The organism is Hyphomicrobium sp. 2TAF46, from assembly GCF_052114865.1.
In the GTDB taxonomy this organism is placed as follows: Bacteria; Pseudomonadota; Alphaproteobacteria; order Rhizobiales; family Hyphomicrobiaceae; genus Hyphomicrobium_B.
Genome location: NZ_JBFRFO010000009.1, coordinates 176478 through 198451 on the forward strand (window position 1 = coordinate 176478; position 21974 = coordinate 198451).

At 60.6% G+C, this 21974-nt stretch carries 10 protein-coding genes; 7 read left to right on the forward strand and 3 right to left on the reverse strand.

The genetic code is table 11. From position 1 onward, the window contains the following. The first annotated feature begins 147 nt into the window (after positions 1 to 147). The 5 genes from AB4Z24_RS18950 to AB4Z24_RS18970 all read left to right on the forward strand — a co-directional run bounded on the left by AB4Z24_RS18950 (position 148) and on the right by AB4Z24_RS18970 (position 5892). Complete coding sequence (locus AB4Z24_RS18950; RefSeq protein WP_441710631.1) at positions 148 to 2214, forward strand: FUSC family protein; 2067 nt, start codon at positions 148 to 150, stop codon at positions 2212 to 2214. After that, the gene (locus AB4Z24_RS18955) at positions 2211 to 2438 is read left to right on the forward strand and encodes a DUF1656 domain-containing protein (RefSeq protein WP_441710633.1); all 228 of its coding nucleotides are present in this window, start codon (positions 2211 to 2213) and stop codon (positions 2436 to 2438) included. The genes AB4Z24_RS18950 and AB4Z24_RS18955 overlap by 4 nt, the downstream gene beginning before the upstream one ends. Further along, entirely contained in the window at positions 2435 to 3334 is a 900-nt protein-coding gene (locus AB4Z24_RS18960; protein ID WP_441710635.1) for an efflux RND transporter periplasmic adaptor subunit, read from the forward strand. The genes AB4Z24_RS18955 and AB4Z24_RS18960 overlap by 4 nt, the downstream gene beginning before the upstream one ends. After that, positions 3331 to 4797 (forward strand): efflux transporter outer membrane subunit, encoded by a 1467-nt coding sequence (locus AB4Z24_RS18965; RefSeq protein WP_441710659.1) that lies wholly within the window; start codon positions 3331 to 3333, stop codon positions 4795 to 4797. Before AB4Z24_RS18960 ends, AB4Z24_RS18965 begins: the two co-directional genes overlap by 4 nt. 216 nt (positions 4798 to 5013) lie before the next feature. Further along, positions 5014 to 5892: a LysR family transcriptional regulator gene (locus tag AB4Z24_RS18970; RefSeq protein ID WP_441710637.1), complete on the forward strand. Its 879-nt coding sequence runs from the start codon at positions 5014 to 5016 to the stop codon at positions 5890 to 5892. A 50-nt stretch (positions 5893 to 5942) separates the two neighbouring features. Here the strand turns inward: AB4Z24_RS18970 and chrA are convergent, their stop codons facing one another. Continuing rightward, positions 5943 to 7154, reverse strand: a complete 1212-nt coding sequence (gene chrA, locus AB4Z24_RS18975; RefSeq protein WP_441710639.1) for a chromate efflux transporter — start codon at positions 7152 to 7154, stop codon at positions 5943 to 5945. A 444-nt stretch (positions 7155 to 7598) separates the two neighbouring features. Between chrA and AB4Z24_RS18980 the strand changes: the two genes are divergently transcribed. Both AB4Z24_RS18980 and AB4Z24_RS18985 read left to right on the forward strand, forming a co-directional pair. Next, positions 7599 to 8408, forward strand: a complete 810-nt coding sequence (locus AB4Z24_RS18980; RefSeq protein WP_441710641.1) for a class I SAM-dependent methyltransferase — start codon at positions 7599 to 7601, stop codon at positions 8406 to 8408. Positions 8409 to 8410: 2 nt separating this feature from the next. Next, on the forward strand, positions 8411 to 9628 hold the full coding sequence (locus AB4Z24_RS18985) for a glycosyltransferase WbsX family protein (RefSeq protein ID WP_441710643.1): 1218 nt from the start codon (positions 8411 to 8413) through the stop codon (positions 9626 to 9628). On the opposite strand, the gene AB4Z24_RS18990 is transcribed toward AB4Z24_RS18985, so the two are convergent. Then, entirely contained in the window at positions 9625 to 10323 is a 699-nt protein-coding gene (locus AB4Z24_RS18990; protein ID WP_441710645.1) for a glycosyltransferase domain-containing protein, read from the reverse strand. The genes AB4Z24_RS18985 and AB4Z24_RS18990 overlap by 4 nt on opposite strands. A gap of 1101 nt (positions 10324 to 11424) precedes the next feature. Further along, the gene (locus AB4Z24_RS18995; RefSeq protein WP_441710647.1) at positions 11425 to 21933 is read right to left on the reverse strand and encodes a filamentous haemagglutinin family protein; all 10509 of its coding nucleotides are present in this window, start codon (positions 21931 to 21933) and stop codon (positions 11425 to 11427) included. Positions 21934 to 21974: the final 41 nt, after the last annotated feature.

The window sequence follows — 21974 nt, forward strand, 5'->3', positions numbered from 1 at the left end:
CAAAACATTTTTTGCCGATACCCCGCAATTATATGATTTTGAATGGTCCGGAAGGATGTGAGAGAGGTTCGCGCGTGACGTGAGCGGGATTCGGCAGGGTTTTGATCGGATTTCGCTCGCCAAGGGGGAATTGCATTTCGTCCACTCATGTCCGTACCGGCTCCCGCGCCCGCTTGGCACCATCGATTTCTCCTCTGCGATCCTCACAAGATCCTATTTTCGCTGAGCAGCTATCTGGCCTGCGTCATAACGCTGGGAATCGCGTTCGCTGCGGAGCTCCCGCGGCCGTGGTGGGCCATTCTGACGGTCTATGTAACCGCGCAACCGATGTCCGGTGCGCTTCGGCCTAAGGTCTCTTATCGGCTGATCGGGATCGTCCTCGGCGCAATCGCTTCAATCTTGCTCGTGCCGAATTTGCAAAATTCACCAGAGCTCTTGGTTCTCAGCCTCGCCGCTTGGACAGGAATCTGCATCTATCTCGCTGTCTCCGACCGGACACCGCGCGCTTTTTTGTTTCAAATGGCCGGCTTCAGTGCGGCGGTCATCAGCTTTCCCTACCTCGACGATCCGGGCAACATCTTCACGACAACCATTTCGCGCGTCGAGGAAATGACTGTCGCGATCGTGGCGGTCACGCTCGTTCATTCCGTGATGCGGCCTTGGAATGTTCGGGAAATCATCCAGGAGCGCGCCCGCAGTTTTCTCCGCGATGCAAAGGAATGGGCTGATGGCGCACTCGATGCTCAACATAAAAACCTAAGCAACTCGCGTCGCCAGCGCATAGCCGCCGACGTAACCGAACTCGGCATTGTCGCGATTCATCTTCCTTACGACATGCCCGGGCTCACAAAAACGCGCACGCTCGTCTATGCCCTGCAACGGCGCCTCGCGTCGTTGATTCCGCTGGCATCCGCTGTTGCGCATCGCCTCGACCTGTTGAGTGGCAAGGAGCCAGCGGACAAAGATCTGGCGGCGTTGATCGACGAGACGCGCGGCTGGCTTCGGGAGAGCGATAGACAGCTGACGGAGGAGAACGCCGACAAGCTTATAGCGCGCGCACGATCGTTGGCCCGGAAGAGCAGCGCCAGATCGGATTGGTCCGCTTTGATTGCGGCAAGCCTCGCGGAGCGGCTGGCGGAATTCATCGAAACCGTGCGTGACGCGGAAGCCCTCGTAATGGCCATCGACGGGACGCCAGCGCACATAGCTATGGAAAACGGAATCGAGAAGCCTCAGCCGCTGGCGCAGGATCGTGCTTTGGCGGTTCTTGCTGGGGCAGCCATGGCGGCAGCCATCGTTCTCTACTGTTTGATATGGATCCTGCTCGCTTGGCCGGCAGGATCGGCGACCGCCGCTTTCGCGGCGCTCGTCACGTGCTCGTTCGCTGCGCAAGAGGATCCCGCTCCTGCCATTCGCCGCTATCTTTTGGCGACGCTGGCTACATTTCCCATCGCTGCGATCTACATGTTCGTCGTGTTGCCGTGCGTCGACGGTTACGCGATGTTGTCGTTAGCGCTCGCGCCGGCGTTGATTGGGATCGGCTACATCCAGGCCGATCCCGCGCGGTCGGCAATCGCGCTGCCGATGTTCTCGTGCCTCATCGTGGGATTGGGTTTCGTCGACTCGTTTCAACCGGATTTCGCTTCATTCGTGAACACTGGCATTGCGCAAGTCATGGGTATCGTCGTGACGATTGCCGTCACGCGCCTTTTTCGATCCGTCGGCGCGGAGTGGACCGCACGCCGCATGGTGAGACGCCAATGGGGAGAGCTGGAAGCGCTGGCGAACGCGCGAAGCGAGCCGGATTTCGGAAGTTGGACAGCACATGCCCTCGATCACACCGGACAAATAGCTGCGCGCATCGCCGTTACAGGCGAAGGGGACGAGGACCATGCCGCAGACGGGCTTAGCGATATTCGTATTGGCAGAAATATTTTGCATCTGCGTCGCGCGGCGGCGTTTGCACACGGAAAGATCGAGCGGTCGATAGAGGCGTTGCTGGCGGAAGTCGCTCAACTGTTTCGCAGACGTCGTCTCGACGGCGATATGGCGCCGCCGCGGGATAGTTTCTGGTCGGCGCTCGACAGCGCAATCGCAGCCATCCAAACAATGGAAGATAATTCCATCCGTCATCAGGCGCTGCTTGCCGCGGTCGGTATCCGTTGCAACCTTCTTCCGCCAACACCCTTTACAGAGCGAGTCATCGCTGCATGATCGACGAAGTACAGTTCTTCGGCGTGTATGTTCCTGCCGCACTTTGTTGGGCAGCCATCGCCAGCCTTCTGACGTACTGGTTGCGTCCGCTGGTTCATCGCTTGCCTCTAGACCGGGTCAGCTGGCGTCCCGCTCTCTTCGATATCGCAATTTTCGCGCTTCTTTGGTGGGGCCTTGCCGTGCTCGCGGACGGGCGCCTCTTGCCAGCAAGGTTCCCCGTATGATGAACGGTTTGCTTTGGAGCCGCACGCTCGGAACCTTGCTTCTCGTGGCGCTCTCTCTTGCGGGACTTCAGGCGCTTTGGCAGCGATATCAGATTGATCCCATTACGCGCGACGGGAAAGTCAGAGCGGATGTCGTCCAGGTGGCGACTGATGTCTCCGGGCTCGTGACCGAGGTCCGCGTCCAGGACAATGCATATGTCCTGAAAGGCCAGATCCTTTTGGTGATGGACCGGCCGCGTTATGAGCTGGCGCTACAGCGCGCGGTTGCCACGCTTGCAAGCGCCCAGGCGACCCTTGCTCAGGCGGAGAGAGAGGATCGCCGTAATAGGTCCATGTCCGCCGTTATTGCCGCCGAAAAGATCGAGCAGGGCAGCGCGCGGGTCGACGAACTGCGTGGCCGCGTCGCGGAAGCGACTTCGGCCCGAGATCTTGCAGAACTCAATCTTGATCGTACGAACGTGCGCGCACCGGTCGATGGGTATGTCTCCAACATGACCCTACAACCCGGCGTTTACATGAAGGCGGGAGAGGCTGTCGCCGCACTCGTTTATGCGAAGTCCATGCGTATCGAGGGCTATTTCGAGGAAACCAAAATTCCGGCCATCCATGTCGGCGATACGGCGGTCGCTTTTCTTATGGGTGTTGGAGAGCCGGTGCATGGTCACGTTGAAAGCATCGCGTCCGGCATCACTGATCGCGAGCGCAGCGATCGGGAGACGGCGTTGGCAGACGTCAATCCCTCGTTCTCCTGGGTTCGTCTAGCGCAACGCATTCCCGTCCGTATTGCGATCGATGAGATTCCGCCGGGGCTGAAGCTGATCGTCGGACAGACGGCGACGGTTGAAGTCAAGCCTCGGCCTGGCGAACCGACGGTCAGGCGGAGCTTTCCTTGGTGAAAGTCATCCTGCATACAATAGGGATATGCCTACCGTTCCTCGCTGGCTGTACCGTCGGCCCGGACTATCATCTGCCGGGACAGGCGCTCGTAAATGCTCTTCCGGCGAACGCGGCATTCGCTTCGCCCGTTGCCACGACGAGTCCCGGCGAGCCGGCAGCCGACTGGTGGCGCCTATATGATGATGCGGCGCTTTCTGGTCTCGTTCAGCAGGCGTTGCGTGCCAATACCGACCTGCGCATCGCTGAAGCCAATCTCGAACAAACTCATGCGCTGCTCGCGGAAGCCGAAACGGGCCGCGAGATAAACGGCAGCGCAGCTCCCGAGACGAGCTACGTCCAGCAATCGGCCGAAGCCAATCTCAGCCACATCAAGCCGCCCCAGCACCAGATCGCCAATCTGGGGATTGCCATCAACTATGACCTTGATTTGTTCGGCGGCATTAAGCGCGGCATCGAGGCGGCGTCTGCAAACGACGAGGCGGCCGTCGCCGCGCGCGATCTTGTCCGCGTGAACGTTGTCGCCGACACGACCCGCGCCTACGCGGACATTTGCAACGCTGGAAACGAATTGGCGTCCGCGCGCCGAACGGCAGCCATTCAGCTGCGGACGATTTCACTGACGCGAACAATGGCAACGAACGGCCGCGTCGCATCGTTCGATATTGATCGGGAGCAGGGCCTCTATCAGCAGTTCAAGTCGCAAATTCCAATGCTCGAGGCACGTCAAATCAATGCGGCGTACCGTTTGACGTCGCTCATAGGGCAGCTTCCGGAAAACTATGATCATTCTCTCCTCGATTGCCGGAGGCCGTTGAGATTGGCATCGAAGATCCTGGTGGGGGACGCTCACGGGCTTCTCAGCCGCCGTCCGGATGTTCGCGCCGCTGAACGCCGGCTCGCGGCATCGACCGCAATGATCGGAGTCGCGACCGCGGAACTCTACCCGGATGTGAAAATCGGCGCATCCGTCGGCACCCAGGGCGCGGCGGCGGATCTATTTGGGCCGCTCACCAATCGCTTCGGCGTCGGGCCCATGATCAGTTGGAACTTGAACCGGAACGTGGCCCGCACGCGCATTGCAGCTGCTGAAGCGCGAAGCAAAGCGAGCCTCGCAATGTTCGATAAAACCGTTCTCGTCGCGCTTCGTGAAGTCGAAAGCGCACTCACTAACTATGCATACAGCCTCGACCGGTTGAAAAATCTGAAGAGCGCACGGGACCGAGCCGCCAAGGTCGCGACTGATGCCAGAAGGTTGTGGCAAGGAGGAAGTGCGGACGCGCTGACATCGCTGGATGCCGACCGCAGCCTTGCGGCAGCCGAGCAAGCTTACGCTACCGGACAAACGGACGTCAGTCAGAACCAGATAGCAATCTTCCTGGCTCTGGGCGGCAGTTGGCAAACTCCGCAAATGCAGGAATCGCGCTTATCCGGAAGCGCTGTTCCACAGGGAAAGTCTGGCTGACGGAACCTAATCGCGAGTCTTCTTGAGCGCCCAACTCTCGGCGGCTCCTCTGCGCGTCCCTTTCCAATGGCATCCGCAGCTCGAGGGTGCCGTTGCGATGTGGAACAAGCCGTTTCCTCACATTACGATGTTTTTTTGCTCGCTTACGCATGTAAAAGGCTCGGCGAGTGGTTCTATGCATCGCCTCGAGACTTTCTTTGTTGGATTCGGAACAAGATGGATATCACGGCTGCTAAGACATTTCTGGAGGTTCTTAAAACGGGAAGTTTCGCCGCGGCGGCCGCGAATTTGCACGTGACGCAAACTGCCATCGGCGCGCGTATCCGCGTTCTTGAACAAGAGCTCGGCTGCCCGCTTTTTGTTCGCAATAAGATCGGCACACAGCTGACGCCGGCCGGGCAGAAATTTCAAAGATACGCGGTCAGCATTGTCAGACTCGCAGACCAAGCGACGCAGTCCATCAGGTTATCCCAAGCCCAAGAAGCAGTCGTGATGCTTGGGGCTGAACTCAGCATTTCCAATCCAATCGTTCCTCTTTGGCTGGTCTGGATGCGCCAAGCCTATCCCGGATTGGCGCTTTCGGTGCGCGTCGATACCGCTGACCGGCTCATTGACCAAGTTCAAGAAGGCTCGCTCGACGCCGCTATTCTCTACGGCGCGCCCCGGCGCCCCGGTCTGGTGGCGGAACTCATTTTCGAAGAAAAACTGGTGTTGGCGGAGTCGAGTCATCCCTCGCAGCCAATCGACGAGACTCAAACCGTCCAGATCGATTGGGGTGAGGAATTCGCCGACGCTTATTATTCGGCCTTTCCGGATGAGCCTGCCTCGACCGTTGCCGTCAGCTACGGTCCCCTGGCGCTTGAATACATATTGGCTGTCGGCGGTCGTGGCTATTTTAGACGCGGCTTCATCGCTCCATATTTGCAGGACGGGCGACTGTCTCTAGTGAAGAGCGCACCAGAATTTTCCTATTCCGCGTATGCCGTGCATTCTCCGAGAGCCGACGAAGCTATTATCGCTCATATACGCGAGGGACTTCGTGCCTGCTCGTCACGGCTGATAAATGGCCGAACGAAAAACAACGCACGGAAATAGGATCGATCGACTGCCAGGGTCAAAACTGCAACCCAATTCGCGCAAGCGCCTTACATCGTAGACGACGCGACGCCTGCAAGCGCAAGAAGGCCGACGACGCTCCAACTCGGTAGCTTCCAAACCGTCAGCAACAAGAACCCCGCTGTGGCTATCGCGAAATCGCGCGGCGAAAGCACCGCGCTGGTCCACACCGGACTGTAGAGGGCGGCGGCCAGAATGCCGACGACGGCAGCATTGGCCCCTTTCATGGCGGCCTGCGCGCCGGGCTTGGATCGAAGCTCGTCCCAATAGGGAAGCGTTCCATAGACCAGCAGTAGGCCCGGAAGGAAAATGGCGACGAGCGCGAGGAGGGCGCCGGCAAATCCATTAGGCCATTGGACAGCCACCGCACCGAGATACGCCGCAAAGGTGAAGAGCGGTCCAGGCACCGCCTGAGCCAGGCCATAACCGGCGAGAAAATCCTGATTGTGCACCAGCCCTGGCGCGACGACCGCGTTCTGCAGTAACGGCAGGACCACATGGCCGCCGCCGAACACCAAGGCGCCGGAGCGGAAGAAGGCATCAAAGAAGCCGACCGTCACGTCACCGGTTGCAGCCGCGATGACCGGTGGTGCGATCAGAAAGCCCATGAAGAGCGCAAGGCTGATCGCGCCACCGCGGCGCGACACTGGAAAACGCAGCGCGCCTTGAACGGTTTTGCTGTCGCCCCTGCAAAGCCAAAGACCACCGACGGCGCCAAGCGCGATGGCTGCGATCTGCGCGAAGGAGTTGCCGACAAGAACGACGAGGAAAAGCGCGCACAGGGCGATGGCGGCGCGGGGCCCGTCGGGCGTCAGGCTCTGGGCCATGCCCCACACGGCCTGCGCCACCACGGCAACCGCCACGAGTTTCAACCCGTGAATAAAGCCTTCGGCGACAGGTCCCGTGAAGGCATTGGCGCCAAGCGCAAACGCTAGAAGAATGAGAGCCGAGGGCAACGTGAAGGCGGCCCATGCAGCCAACCCTCCCAATAGACCATTGCCGCGCAACAGCCCGAGCGAAAAGCCAACCTGGCTCGACGCCGGTCCCGGCAGAAACTGACACAGGGCAACAAGCTGGACGTAGGTTGCCTCGTCGATCCAGCGCCGTCGCAGGACCAGTTCATTATGGAAATACCCCAGATGAGCAATGGGTCCGCCGAACGATGTCAGGCCAAGCTTGAGGAAGACGCAGAAGACTTCAAAGGGTGAACCGGTCGCGTTGGTTTTTTCGATATCGCTCACCGCAGACCTCGTCCCCCATCCTCTCATTCTCGAGTGACGCTATCGCATATCGACAGCGAAGCTTGAATGCCTCCATCGCGAACGCTTGCGCGTGGCCAAAAATGATTGCACTTCTGGTCGATGCCGATGGTTAACAACCAACGGCCGGCGGCCGGGATGGATGGAGAGGCCAATGCATCGTTGTTAGAAGGCACTATCATTCCCCTAATGTTCCAACCTAAAGAGCTATTATTGCGGCGCACACAGGCTTTGCCTAGGATGGACCCCTCTCCAGACTAGGGCGAACACTTGTAGTCGGCACTGCAATGGGCTGGCCGACTGCTGAACTCTACGTTTGCGCCCTGAGAAGCGAGTTTATCCGTCACCATGACAAACACTCCGCGTCACACATATGAGTATGACATTGATCTCGACAGCGACGTTGCGCCTGCTCGAGTCATCAGAATGGTCGGTAGTGGCAAGAAGGTTCTCGAAATAGGCGCGGGGCCAGGGTCGATTACCAAGCATCTGTCCGGCACACTCGGCTGCGATGTAGTCGCCGTCGAAATCGACCCATCGGCCTTGGAAAGACTCGCGCCCTTTGCGCGTCGTACTTATGCGTTGAACCTGAATGATGAATCTTGGAGTGACCAGATCAGAGCTGACGAAGGCACTTTCGACGTAGTGATTGCCGCGGATGTTCTGGAACATGTCTACGACCCTTGGGCCGTTTTAAGGGGCATGAAAACGCTCCTGAATGAAGCCGGAGCGGTAATCTTATCCATTCCCCACGTCGGCCATGCGGCGATAGCGGGCTGTCTCTTCGATGAAGACTTCGAGTACAGGCCCTGGGGACTTCTCGACCGCACTCACATTCGCTTTTTCGGATTGAAGAACATCCAGCATCTATACAACTCTCAGGGCTTATCGATCGAGCATTCGGAGTTCGTTGTCAGAACTCCGGAAATGACCGAGTTCGTGCGGCGGTGGAATAGGCTCCCGCGCAAGGTGCAAGAAGCACTCGAAAGCAACCGGTTCTCCCACGTTTATCAGGTCGTCAGCCGAGCGGTTCCGGAAAGTCGGGCGAAGCTCAATTTACGGCTCATGGATTTGGACGTGCCCGCCCCAGACGACAGAACTGTAAGGTACTGGAAAAAGACAATGAGTTCGATACCGTCGCTGGAGGACGAAGACACATCATCTTCATCGATTAAAAATAGCAATGTTTCGATTGGTAATCTTTTTAAGCTCATGCAAAGTCGCCGGAGAGGCTAAACGTGTCTGATCGTTCCCGTGTCAAACTCCTTGCGTTCTATTTGACACAATTTCATCCAATTCCTGAAAATGACGCTTGGTGGGGAAAGGGTTTCACCGAGTGGACCAATGCCTCAAAGGCAATCCCTCTTTTTCCAGGCCACTATCAACCGCACTTGCCTGCGGATTTGGGATTCTATGACTTGCGGGTTGCCGAAACGCGGAGGGAGCAGATACAGCTAGCCAAGAAATACGGAATTGATGGCTTCTGTTATTATTATTATTGGTTCGCAGGCAAACGCCTCCTCGAAAGGCCGCTCGATGACATGCTGGCCGATCCTCAAAGCGATATGCCGTTTTGTCTTTGTTGGGCGAATGAGAACTGGACGCGTCGGTGGGATGGCGCCGAAAAGGAAATTTTGATAGAGCAAAGTTATGGTCCGGATTCAGATTTAAGAGTTATTCAGGATCTTCTAAGGTATGTGAAAGACCCTCGATATATCCGCATTGATGGGGCGCCACTTATCATTGTCTACTGCCCTCAACGCCTTCCCAATTGCCGTGAAACGCTGAGGGTTTGGCGCGAATATTGTGCGGAACAGGGAATACCGCGTATCCACGCGGCTTGTGCGCTTACCCATTCGAATTGGAATCACAAGGAATTGGGATTCGATAGCGCCGTAGAATTTCCACCACACAACATGAAATTCGAAAACTTGGCCCAGAAGATGTCATTCTATAAGACATTCCGCGGCTACTGCGCAGATTTTGCCGATGTTGCTAACATGTATCTGCAGCGTCGTTATAGTCCTGAGGCAAGTGGGTTTAGGGGGGTGTTCCCGTCCTGGGACAACACGGCGCGAAGCGGTGAAAGGGCAACCGTTGTTTTGAACGGCTCTCCGGAGAACTATGAGTTCTGGCTATCCGAGGCGATATCGCGAACGATAGAGGATTTTCCGACTGAAGAGAGGTTTGTTTTTATAAACGCCTGGAATGAGTGGGCCGAGGGTTGTCATCTTGAGCCTGATCGCAAGTTTGGTCGTCGTTATTTGGAAGCTACCGTCCGGGCAAAAAAAGGTTCGTCGCTCCGAGGCTGGACGCACCGGGGAATCCCCAGGACCGACGTGCCTTCGCCGGTCGCCGCCACAGCAAAACATTGGTTGGAAAATAAGTCATGGCTGAGCCGCAACTGGCGATCGATACGGCGAACTTTGCGGCAGAAGAAGACGGCGAATAACTAACTCCAAAATTTGATGTGCTTCCGAAAACGCCAGCGTCGTCTCTCAGCAGCGCCTCTCTTGATATAGTGCTCTCTCGGCTTCATGCCGCTGATGAGGACGTCGGGATTTAAAAACAGATAAACTGCATCGTCGAACGCGCGTGGCAGACGTGGTCCTTTTTCGACGGGCCAATTCATAAGCTCGTTGTTGTCAAGCTTTCCGTCAAAATAGCCCGTCTGAAATCCCAGACGCCGCGCCACAAAATTGAACGAGAGCTGATCGCGGTAGGAATACTTGCGTACCTCTTTAAACCAGTCGGACATTAAAGTGCGAACGCGCGGATCGTTATGCCGGCGCAGAAGCATGCTGCTCGCGATGAGACCTGCGTTCTCAGGATGCCCCAAACGACGATATTCATTCATCTGCTTAGAAACAGTTTTGGCCGCATCAATCTTCCAGTCAATCACGACCTGGGCCTCCGCATAGATGCAGCGTCGCTCGGGATGTCGGAAGACCACCATCGGTTCCAAAGATTCGTGAAGACAGTGGAATATGCGGTCCAGGTTCACTTTCGGCTCGACACGATTGTCGATGTACAGGCTCAGGTCATATGGGGCGACAAACTCGTGCGCGAGTATCTTGACCATTTTCGACGTTCTGACAGGGCCAAGCGAACGTAAATCGACGTAGCGGAACTGCCAATGCTTGGAGGTCAATGTTCGATCATCCGTAAAGCAAATGGCGTCGGTTTTCGCGTCGACTTCGATAGGCCAATCGGCGAATGGCTCCGAATATCCGAACATGCATGTATAAATGACGCGATTTTTTTGCCCCATCGTGTGAAGAGTGCCCCTTAGCATTGTCTAGTTCTTGAGAAAGATTTCGGAACAATAAAAACGAAACAGTCGGCATCAAGATGATCGACCAATTTCGTCATATAGTCGGCTTGGCTCACGAGTTGAGTGATCGTGATGCATGATCGACAAACTGGTTTAGTCCGATTGGCGGAATGTTCCGCACAGACCGTTGGCCTCCAATTTTAATGATTGATTGCTAGCGTCTCCTGGCCGCGATTGATTGATTCTGCGCTAGAAGACCCTTTTAGTTTACCCAGAAGATTCTACGGCCGCAAACGTGCGAGAGCTTGTGCCCGCATTCGATCGTGCATCCGGAACTCTGTTTGCTTTGCGAGACAAGGCGCGCTGACCAGAATGTCTCCTCCGCACGTGACCCCTCGCGCCCGTCGTCATCGCCTACGGCGATCGATTTCAGGGGGTGGCCCGCGGATGCCCAGCGGGGGGCGCATGAACCGCCGCTTCGAAGGCCTTCTGCAATGACCAGAGCGAGACGCTGGCTGTGGCTGCCATCTCGCGCACCGGCAACCGTTGCGGCAGAGCGTCCAGGGATTCAGCCCCGGCAAAACGTCATGTGGGCATTGCTTGGCTCGAGCGCGTCTCGCCAAAACGACGATTGATAAACGTCATTGCCGTATATTGGCGTGTATCGGAAAGGACCGATTTCAAGAGATGTTCGGTGAATTTTGCCTGTCTGAATCGGCGGGATGCTTCAGACTTCCGCAGACCGGAATTACAATTCGCTGTAGCAGCTCTACAAGGTCGGTTCGTGACCTCTCGGTTCGCTCAATGTGGACGACGTCGTACGGGATGCACTTGATCAAGTGTGCCTAAATACAGGGCCAAATCCCGCACGAACTCCCCAAAATTTATCCTCCTTTCCGAAGCGACAGAACGACATTTGCCGCGCATACGCGCGGCGGGCATAGGCCCGCACGCGACGGTGCTTTCAATGCCACGGGCTCAAGGGGAACTCGGCGCAACGACCTGGCTGGCCAGCCTGTTGCTCTCCTCCGCGGTCAACTGCGTCGTGTCCTCCGCGGTGAAGTTGCCATTGCCAAGAACCCGAACCATACCGTTCGACTCATAATTGGTATTGCTGCTTTGTCTCTCGCGGCGCTTACGCTCCTCGTCGTCCGCACCATCATTGCCGCCACCGAAGCCGATGACCTCGACGATGATCACCGACGGTTGCTCCGACGCTCCGGACTGGGCCGGGTTGGCCGCTTGCTTGGCTGCCGCGCCCGAGGCATTCGAGGCCTCCGTCAGGCCGCCGATGTTCGGCGCCTGGATCTGCGGCACCCCGGTGGTGTTGCCCTGCGCCTGGATATTGGCCGCGTTGACGACGTGCAGCGCCGCCAGATTGACGTTGCCCGAGGAGCGGATGCCCGCCTCGCCCGCATCGATGGTGCCGAGCGGCGCGATCAGGTCGATATTACCAGCAGCGATGCCCGGGATCGGACTCAAGATCGCGATGCCAGCCCCCGACGACGGCGCCTGCGGCGACAACGTGACATTGCCGTAGTTGTCAGTCACGCGCTTCGGCGGCGTGTAGAGCACCGTGGTTTTAGAACCACGGCCGGCGTTGATGTCGCCCTCCGCCGACCACGCCAGGATGTTGCCGCCGAACGTGGTCATGACGCGGCTCTGGCCGAGCAGCACGCTGCCGAGCGAGTACACGTCGATATCGCCGACCCCCTGCGTGATGAGACCCGCTCCGGCGCCGGGCGTGATGCCCTCGGTGCCGACGAGGACCTGCCCGCCGGGCGCCAGGATCTGGATATTGCCGCCGAACTGGGTCTTGATGCCGCCATCGACGAGGTCCATTCCGCCCAGGGCATTCGGGACATAGCCGCTGAACATCGTGATGCCACCGGCGTACGTGATCGGCTTGCCCTGCGGATCGACGCTCGGGAACAATGTTGCGATGGCTTCGCGGCCGCGGAAATAACTGTCATGGCGCGCGCTCGTCGGATCATTGTATTCGCGACCACCGGCAGTCAGCTCCGCGTAGTAGACCTGTCGGACAAAGATGCCCTGCTGCTCCGCCGGCAACGCCAGGAAATAGCTCAGCGCATCGGCCGCTGATCCCTTGTAACCGAAGCGCTGCTGCAGCCAGGTCAGCAGTTCCTGATCGAAGACGTGAGCCACCTTGCCGCTGCCGGCGAGCGGCGTTCCATCGCTGGGCAATTGATTGGCGGCGTTGAAATACAGCCGGGCGAAGGCGGCATAGTCGGGACCGTTAGCGCCAACACCAGCCAGCGTGACGATGCTTGCGCCGCCCGCACTGTTGGCAGGGTTGACCAGATCTCCTGCGCTGACCAGCGCGCCGTAATAACCCTGGTACAGGTTGCGGCCCGCCTGCACCTGAAGCAGCCCAGGGCCTGCAACGGTCACCGACTGGTAGATGATGTCGCGCCCGGCTTGGATGAGCGAGATGTCGTTGGCGTTCATATTAAGGAACGCGCTGGCGACCGTGCCGGTACCGACGATGTCACGTCCCGCGATCACCTCGAACGGCTTGGCCGCCATGTACCAGGTCGTCAATGTCGGCACGAACGACCCTTGCTTGAACACCTGGCTGACTTGGCCGAGCGTCAGGTCGTCGATATCGACGCCAGCATAGACCAATGCGGGCTGGTCGTCGCCGGAATGCAGATTGGTCAGAGGCGTATCCGGACCGAACGCAATCGGATTGCGGTTCGAACTCGACAGTTGGTATGGCGCCGTCGGGCTCGCGTTCCCCGCCAGCTTGGACGAGAATACCGGATGGAACGGCGTTGCCAGCAAGCTCATGTCGGCGCCGGACAGTCCCACCACCTGGCCTGAGCCGTAGATCGAACCCGACGCCAGCAGCGCCAGTTGACCGGATGGCGATGGCATCAGCTCGATCGGAATATCGCTCCCGGCTAAGCGTATATCCCCATTGGCCGCTGTCATGGTCAGCGTGCCGGGATACATCGCGACGCGATAGCCGTTTCCTGCCAGGGCGGCGACATCGCCGCCCGCGGCATAGAGATCGATCGCTGTCTGCGGCGTCCACAGGGTGAAGCCGCTCCAGCCGCCTTGCGGAGCGAAGGTCGTCGTTCCGTTCGCATTGACCTGATGATAGGGCGTGCCGTTGACATCGAGAACAGCGGCCATGCCAGCATCGCTCGCGCCACCGACGACGAGATCTCCGCGTGCCACAACGCTGACGGTACCGTCACCCGGTGTGAAGATCGGTCCCGGCGTCTTCAGCGAGAGCTTGATAAGCGTTGGATCGGTTGCGCGCGGGTCGACCGACGAGAAACCATATCCTCCCTGCGCCAATGTACCGACCGAACCGGCGTTGACAGAAGTATCGCCACGCAAATCGGTCACCGCACCGTAATAGTTGGGGACCATGTTCCGGGTTCGCGCGGCGTTGGGGTCGATCGGATTGAGGGCACCGCCGATGCTGAGCTTGAGATCACCGCCACCGGTCTGCAGCAGCGAGCCGTTCGCCAGGACCCGCCCTGTCGAGGCCACCACAAGATCAAGACCCGAGGAGGTGAAGCTGTCTCCGCCAACGCCCGTGGCTCCCGCATTGCGTCCTGCGACCACGGTCAGGTTGCCGCCGCCGAGCGTGCCAATGCCCTGGAAGCCGACCAGCGAATAGCCGGCGTTCGGATCCGTGGATGCCTTCGCCATCCTGCCGAAGTTGATCCACCATGCCGCGGGGTCTGACGACGCCACGGTGCCGCCCTGACGCCCGAGCCAGTTGCCGGCCTGATCGGAATCGACCCTGCGGATGATGTTGTCGGCGATCTGAACAAAGCCTGTGACGTCCTGCTGTGCCGACAGGAGCAGGTCGCCGCCATGCTCCGGATACCACGCCTGCAGGGCGCCGCCGCTCGCGGTTCCGATCAGGTCGTAGGGATTGCTTCCATCCGCAGACAAAACCGGCGCGGACTGCGTGCCAGCGGTGTAGACACCATAAGGCGTCGCCTCGCTGAAGCTTCCCCCGGCGAGCAATTCGAGACTTCCGGTCCCGGTGCGGAGCACGCTGAAGAACGTGCCGCTCTTCGACGGATCATAGGCCTGATCGCTCAGCTTGAGATTGCCGCCGCCGTTGAGCGCCTGCGTGGTCTGAAGCACGCGCTGGTCAGCCGCCGTGAGGTCGGCGCCGGCTACCAGACGAATGGACGCGGAGAGAGAGCCGGCCGAAAGCATGACCGCGCGTGCGGACGTCGCGGACGGTGCCGGACTGCCGGGATCTGTCTGAACGGACAGACCGGCGACAGCAGCCTCACTTCCCTTCGGAATATAGAGACGCGTCAGCCGGGTCCCTTGGGGAATGATCTGGCCTGGCAGGTAGACAGTCCCGTCATCAGCCAGCGGCCGAAAGGTTGGAGGAAGGGCGAGACCGGTGACGGGATTGACCAACGGCGGAACAGTCCAGCCTCCCTGCTGGGCAACGATGACAGTATTGCCCGCAAGCAAACGCCAGGCCGCAGCGCCCTGCGAAGCGAAATGGGTATCCGTGGGAAGCGAAGACGGCGCAACCGCGGTGTAGGTGGGCGGCGTCGCCGTGCCGGCCCTGAATCCGTCCGAAATACTGCCGTTGATCGTCAGGTTGCCGCTTGTGCGCACCACAAGGGCCAGCGGCTCACCCGAGCCGTAGGTGGCGGAGCTCGGATCACGATCGGCGTTCGCACCATAGCGATATTTCGCAAGATCGATATCGCCCGAGGTCGAAAGATCGCCGCTCGACGTGATCTGGACGCCTGGCCGCAGATGGAAGGCGCTGCCGTACGCGGACAGACCACCGACGCGAGCGGGCAGCGTGCCGCTCGTGAGCGCGGCGTTCATGAAGGCCGTGCTTGCGGTGTCGTAGCCGTCGAGCGTACCCTGGCTGATGACGCTCCCGCCAAGTAGATCATAGGTCCAGAAGGCGTTGAGCGCGATGCTGCGCGCGCCCCTGATCGCGAGCGGCCCGCTGGCCGCGATGGCGATATCGCCCGAGGTCTCGCCTGTGCGCTGTGCGTTCAACGCCACGTCACCGTAAGCGCCCCCGTCCGGCGTACGGAGATCCATCACCGCGCCCGGCGACAGGGTAAGCATACCACCGGCGGCCGTGAGCTCGATATGGCCACGGTTCTTGGCCTCGATCGGCTGGCCGTAGCTGTCGACCTGCAGCACTGTGCCGTGGGCATCAAGCACAGCGTTCGAGGCCAGTGTGAGCCCGTTGCCCGCCGACAGGCGGATTGTACCGGGGGCAAACCCGGAGGCATCGATAGTTCCCGCGACGGTCAAGCTCCCACTATCGACCGAGACGTTGACGTTACGCGCCCTAACACCATCGCCAATGACGAGGTCGCCGGTCTTGATGTCGAAGCTGCGGGTATCGAAGAAGCCGCCCTGGTTGAGCGTAGCATTGAGACCGGCGAAGTCGCCGAGCGTGCCGGCGGTGACGTTGAACGCACCGCTGGCGAAGCCGCCAGTGGCGCTGCCGTTCAGGGAACCACTGATCGCAACGGCCCCGTTGCCGGCTCCAATCGTGACCGAGCCGGCATTGGCATTGACAGCCGACACGTCGACCACCGAACCGGCCGCCTTGGTCACGTCGCCCCGGGCGCTGTTGAGGATGACGGTGCCGCCGAAGCCGTACACCGCCGCCTTCTGGATCATCGACGGCTGGCCGCTGAGATCGAGGCGAGCACCGGCATTCAGGGCGATATCGTTCGTGGCGTTGACCACTAGCTTACCGCTCGGCAGCAGAATGGTGCTGGCGATGGCGACGCTGTCGCCGGTAAGGCCGATCTCGGCGCCGGCCACCGTGGTGCGTGCTGTGCTCGGCGCTAGCCCTGCGGGGGTGACGACGTTGAGCGCGCCACCGGCTGTATACGCCATGATCGATTTCTGCACGCCGGTGAGCAGCGGTGTCGACAGCGTGAGGTTGCCGCCGGTGCCGCTCTGGCCGAACACGGCCGCGGGATCGGTGCTCGGCGCTTGATAAACAATCAGCTTGCTGTTGCCGGCCGACACGATCTGCGAACGGCCGGTGATGTTGACATTGCCGAAGCCATAGATGACTCGGCTCGCCGAAGTCGTATCAAGTGAGACGAACTGGCCGAAGGCGATCTCGTCGGCGACGAGGCTGAGCGTGCCGGAGCCGGTGCCCGGACCACCCGCGGTGATAGCTGGCAGTGTTGCGCCGGGAATGCCGTTCCAGGTGATCTTGCCGGCGGCGATGGTGGCCTGATCGCCGGCCCCCCCGTAGCCGTAGATCGCCGGGGTGTTGAAGGTGAGATTGATGCCTGCCGCTGTCGCATCGAGACCGGCCGAGCCGAACAGATTGATGGCGTTTGCGGCACTGAGCGTGATGGTCTGCAGCGCCGGCGCGCCATGCGAAGGGTCGCCGTTGACCAGCGTGTTGAACAGCGCCTGGTTGAACAGGACACCGGCCGGATTGCCCGCCGCCGCGATTGCGGCGTCATCGCCGATGTTCAGGGTGCCTACGGCGAGCGCGATATTGCGCGATCCGAAGTGAGCCGATGGATCGAGGGTCGATGCGCCGGTGCTGGCAAAAGCCAGCGTGCCTTCAGAGAACAGCGACGACCCGGCACCAACGGTGATCGCGCCCGCGGTATTCCCCCCGAAGGAGCCGCTTCCACTCGATCCAAGGAAGTTGAGGTTGCCGTTGGACAGCGCGAGGACCGTGTAGCCGCTGGGCGAATAGCTCACTCCGGTCAATGTGGAATCGAACAGCGCGGCGCCCTGCCCAACCGTGCTCAACGTCACATTATCGCCAATCGTGGTGTTGTTGCCGATGATGAAGATCTCGCCGGCGGACAGGCTGACACCGTCGCGAATGAAGAAATTGTATCCGCCCGTCCTGTAAGGCTGATTGAATACCATCAGGCCATTGGCGACACCGTCGGTACCGTTGATGAACAGCCGCGGCGCCTTGATGGCGTTGATATCGGCTGCGCGGAGCGCGACTCCGCTGAATGTCGCCGTCGAGGGATCCGTATAGATTTCATCGACGTACAGCATGCCGACCTGGCCGGCCGCACCGCCCTGCGCGCCCTGGAAAAGCGTGGTGCCACCGAACGTGAGCGCAGAGCCTGTCGTTCCCGGCGCCGGCGCCTCGAAGATCAGGTTCAGCGTCTTGCCGTCGGATGGCAGCAGCGGACGCTGTGCGCCGAACTGCGCGGCGTTTGCCACGAAGAAGTCGCTGTAACTCTGCTCATTGTATTGCGAGTAATGGCGAACCGTCGTCCCTGCGGTGATCAGCGCCGTCACCGGCAGGCTGCTCCGGATCGCCGTATTGGCGATCCCGGTCGACACCCCGGCGACATAGGTGCCGTTGCCGACCGGAACCGGATTGCCGATCAGATTAGGATTGCTGCCTCCAAGCTCGACCCGGTAGGCGCCCGGCAACAGCGCGTAATTGGACGGCAGCAATGTATAGGTCCCTGCCGGAAGGCCGGGGATTCCGGCGGGAATCGTTACCTGCTGGCCGATTGCGGGATCGCCTGCGCCATTCTCCGGCGCGATCGGGGCATAACCGGAAGAATAGCCGGGAACGATGGCGTAAACCTTGTCGCTCGCCTGGCTGACAGGCATCGCCGGATTGGCGTTGACCAGCGGGGTATTGAGCACGTTGACCGAGCCGCCGCGCCCGGAGATGAAACCTGCACCGGAGAGCGTTCCACCACCGGACAGGTCCAGAACAGCGCCGCCAGCCACGTTGACCGACTGTGCGTCCAGATTGATGGCGACGCCATATCCCCCATTGGCGAAATTGGTCAGGCCGAAAGCGCGCGCGGTACTGCCGTTGTAGTTGTAGGCGATGCCATCCACGGTCCCGCCATAGGGAATGGTCACGCCGGCCATCGAAACCGACGTCAAGCTCCCCGGCAGCAGATCGACGCGGCTGGTGAGAGGCCTGTAGTTGGTGCCCAGAAAGATGGTGCCGAAAGGAGCGCGCACGACACCACCCTGCTCGACGCGCGGTGCGGTCAATGTGAGGGTGCCGAACACCGACGATGGCGTATCGGGAATCGTGGCGGTGGTACGGCCGATCGTCAGCGTCACGTTCGAATTGGGATCGAGCGCCACGGCGCTATCGTTGCCGCGCCGGCCTGCGGTCACGGTCGCAATGACACCCGTCGCGGGATAGATCTGCGCCGCCTCGAGATCGAGATTCCAGTCGGTCGAGAGCTGAGTTCCCTCAGGGTTATTCCGCGTTAGGAAGCGCATGTCCCCCTGACTTCTGAGAGTCGTCGTCAGGAACCCCGGCGCATAACTATAGGTGGTCTGATAGGTCGTGGGATCGTAGACGCCTAAGCTGGTCCCGAACTGCACCAGGCCCTGAACATCGATCTGCTGCGCATCGGCTTCGAAGATGGCGTTGGTGATCGCGCCGCCCGCGCTCGGATAGCCGAAGACGCGGGCATAAGGATCCTTGACGTCAATGACGGTTCCATTCAGCAGAATGTAGGGCGCGGAGACCGAAACATGGCTGCTCGAAAGCACCGGAGCGGCCGACATGACGCCGGACGTAAAGGCGCTTGCCGCCAAGGTGAGGCTGCGACCCAATGACAGAGCGATGTCGCCCGAGAACTGCATGTAGTCGCCCGAGTTCAGAACCAGGCTGTCGAACCCGCCGGCCTTGATCCTGGCCACGCTCACCGCGGCCTGACCGAACGGCAGCGATGATGCATCGGTGCCGGGCGCGATGCCGGCAGGGAGTGAGGACGGCTGATACGCCTGCGTCACCGTCAGCTTGCTGGGAACGAATACATTGGACGGTGCGCCGAATGGAAAGGAATCGGCCCGGAAGATCGGCGTGTTCAGCGCGATCGAGAGGCTGCCGCCAGACGCGTTCGCGCCGCCCGCGAAGGCATGCATGTTGCCGTCGAGATAGAGCCCGCTGCTCGAGGACAGCGTGATCGCGCCGCCATTAGTCGCCCAGGCTAGCGGCTGGCTGGAGCGGTTGCTGTCCGCGAGCAGATCGATCGCGATGCGGGAGCCATCAGCGTCGAGTTCGGCGCCGGGGCGGATCAGCACGAATGCGCCGCCACCGTTGATCGCGATCGAGCCGCCATCGGTCGCTTTGCCATAGGCACGACCAGCAGCATCCGCGGTCTGGTAGGCCAAAGCGGAAACATCAAGGCTGGCCGCGGAATCCACCCAGATCGAAATACCGCGGCCGTTGCCGTACCCATCGAAATTACGGGCAGCGTCGAGTTGCCGGCCATCGGCGATATTGGCGAGAGTGATGCTGCCGCCGTGAGCCGTGAGATCGCCGAACACATTGAGCTGTCCGAAGCTGTTGATGGCGATGCTCTGCCCCGGATCGACGGTGATGGACGCGCCGGTGCCGATGACGATCGCGCCGCTGCCGAGGACCGGGCCCGTGCCGTTCTGAACATAGGACTGCAGCGTCAGGCTGGCGCCGCCGCGCTGGGTAAGCGTGGCGCTGGCAGGATTCTCGATGAATAGCGGCGGCGTCCACAGCGACATCGCCGACGACGGATCGCTGCCGGCGCGTGAATTGAAGCTCGCATTCGTAAACCCGTACACCGGCATGATCGGATTCAGGACGGTGTTGCTGACGACGGCCACGCCCTGCCCGCCAGTGATGCTGTAGGTCGAGAAGCCGGCGGTGAAGAACGCCGGACTGAGCGCGGGCGCGGCCTCGATGGCGACCGTCTGCGGCAGAACGGCCCCCGCCGAAATGATAGAGCCGACTGGATAGGTCATCGCCCTCGGTTGAACCGATCCAGCCGCATAGGTGACTTGATAAGAGTTGACCGGAAAACCGTTGGGAAAGATCGCCGACTCAATGAGGGTGTTGACCGGAATTGTGCCGCTCCAGTTGCGGATCACAGAACCGGCAGGCAAGACGGGCAGGCCACCGATGCCGCCACCACCACCACCGTATATATTCCCGTTGGCATCCCAGACGAGCACACCGGAAGGAATTGTCCAGTCAGCGTTTGTCGGTCCGCTGGGCACGGTATCGCCGAGAAAGACCGGAACGGTCGTCGTCGTATCCAGGGGAACGGAGTTAAAGGTCAATGTCAGCACCGCCGGCAATGGCTGACCGGCGGGGATTGTCAGCGCCTGCTTCAGCTTAACGGTGGTTGGCGTCGCCTTTCCGGCTGGCAGGACACCATTTGCGAAATCAGCATCCTCGCCGATGATGATATTGCCGGGCGAGGAGATCGTCAGCGCACCGCCGCCGCTGACGCCGTAGGCGCGGATATTGCCGCCGAGCACCAGCGTGCCAGCCCCCGATGGGGCACTCTGCTGGGTATCACCAACCGTGATGGCGACATTGCCGCCCTTGCCGCCTTTGGTCTTGCCGTTGGCGAGGATGGCGCCGCCGGACGACACGTCGATCGCACTGCCGTTCGCCAGCGTCACGTTCTGGGTGGAATCGAAGGTGACGTTGCCGCCGTTGAGGAAGCCGAGGTTCGACTGGCTACGTGGATCGGTCACGCCATTGACCCACAGGCCGCGCGTATCGATCGTCGCCCCCGAGGCGAGGGTCAGTTGCGCACCTCCGTCGGCATTGGTCAGCTCAGTGGTGCCAGTCGCACCATTCAGGAGATTGCTGACCGTGACACCGCCGGAATGGGCGGTGATGCCCGCGTTGATGTTGACGTTGGGCGCAATGAGCTTGACCTGCGCGCCCGGTGCGAACTGCAGCGCGCCCGCGACGGTGATCGTGCCGGCGCTTGCGACGCTGAGGCCACCGAGATTGAAGCTGCTGACGGAAGACGCATCGAGCCACACTGTGTTGGCTAGAGCGGACGGTAGGGCATCGGTCGCCGTGAGACCGACCGTGATCGGGGCGACCGATCCGAGCTTGACATCGGTATTGTAGGCGCTGGAAAGCCCCAGGGCATTGTACCGGCCGATCGCGAGCGTGCCGGCTTTGGCGACCTGGGTCTGTCCGACCTTGTAGCCGTCGGTGGTGCCGGCGGGACGCGCGGTGAGCTGGCGGCTGCCCTGGACGACGTCGGCGAGGATCTTGCCTTCGAACACCGCCGTCGGCGTCGACAGGATCAGCGACCCGGCATCGCGGCCGACGGTGTAGCCGTCCTCCCACCGCGTCGTCACCCGCCCCTTGCCGAACGGGCTGCTCCAGACCTGCGTCACCCCCCAGCGGTCGCTCGAGCGCACGAAGCCTTCGCCGAGGCCGTAGAACGTCATGTCGCCGCGGGCGTCGTTGACGTTATAGAGCCGGCCGTCCTTGCCGAGGAAGTTCGTCGTCTGGATGGTGCCGCCCGCGTAGGCCAGCGAGCCGCCGGAGATGTCGAAGATCGAGCCTTGTTGCGCGACCACCTCCGGTGCCGACAAGGTGATGGTGCCGCCGACCGCGCTCCATTCGCCGATCGTGTGCTTGGTGTTGGCGAGATAGCCGCCGACTTCGAGCAGACCGCCCGGCGTGTAGTAGCGGTCGCTGTCGTAGCCGCCGGTGCCGGCCGGCACGTAGATCAGGTCGCGCAGGTCGACCCAGACGTCGGCGTTCT

What these genes read in the sequence shown, in the direction of transcription:
- AB4Z24_RS18950 (WP_441710631.1), top strand. Translation starts at nt 148, where the DNA reads ATGTCCGTACCGGCTCCCGCGCCCGCTTGGCACCATCGATTTCTCCTC.
- AB4Z24_RS18955 (WP_441710633.1), top strand. Translation starts at nt 2,211, where the DNA reads ATGATCGACGAAGTACAGTTCTTCGGCGTGTATGTTCCTGCCGCACTT.
- AB4Z24_RS18960 (WP_441710635.1), top strand. Translation starts at nt 2,435, where the DNA reads ATGATGAACGGTTTGCTTTGGAGCCGCACGCTCGGAACCTTGCTTCTC.
- AB4Z24_RS18970 (WP_441710637.1), top strand. Translation starts at nt 5,014, where the DNA reads ATGGATATCACGGCTGCTAAGACATTTCTGGAGGTTCTTAAAACGGGA.
- AB4Z24_RS18980 (WP_441710641.1), top strand. Translation starts at nt 7,599, where the DNA reads ATGGTCGGTAGTGGCAAGAAGGTTCTCGAAATAGGCGCGGGGCCAGGG.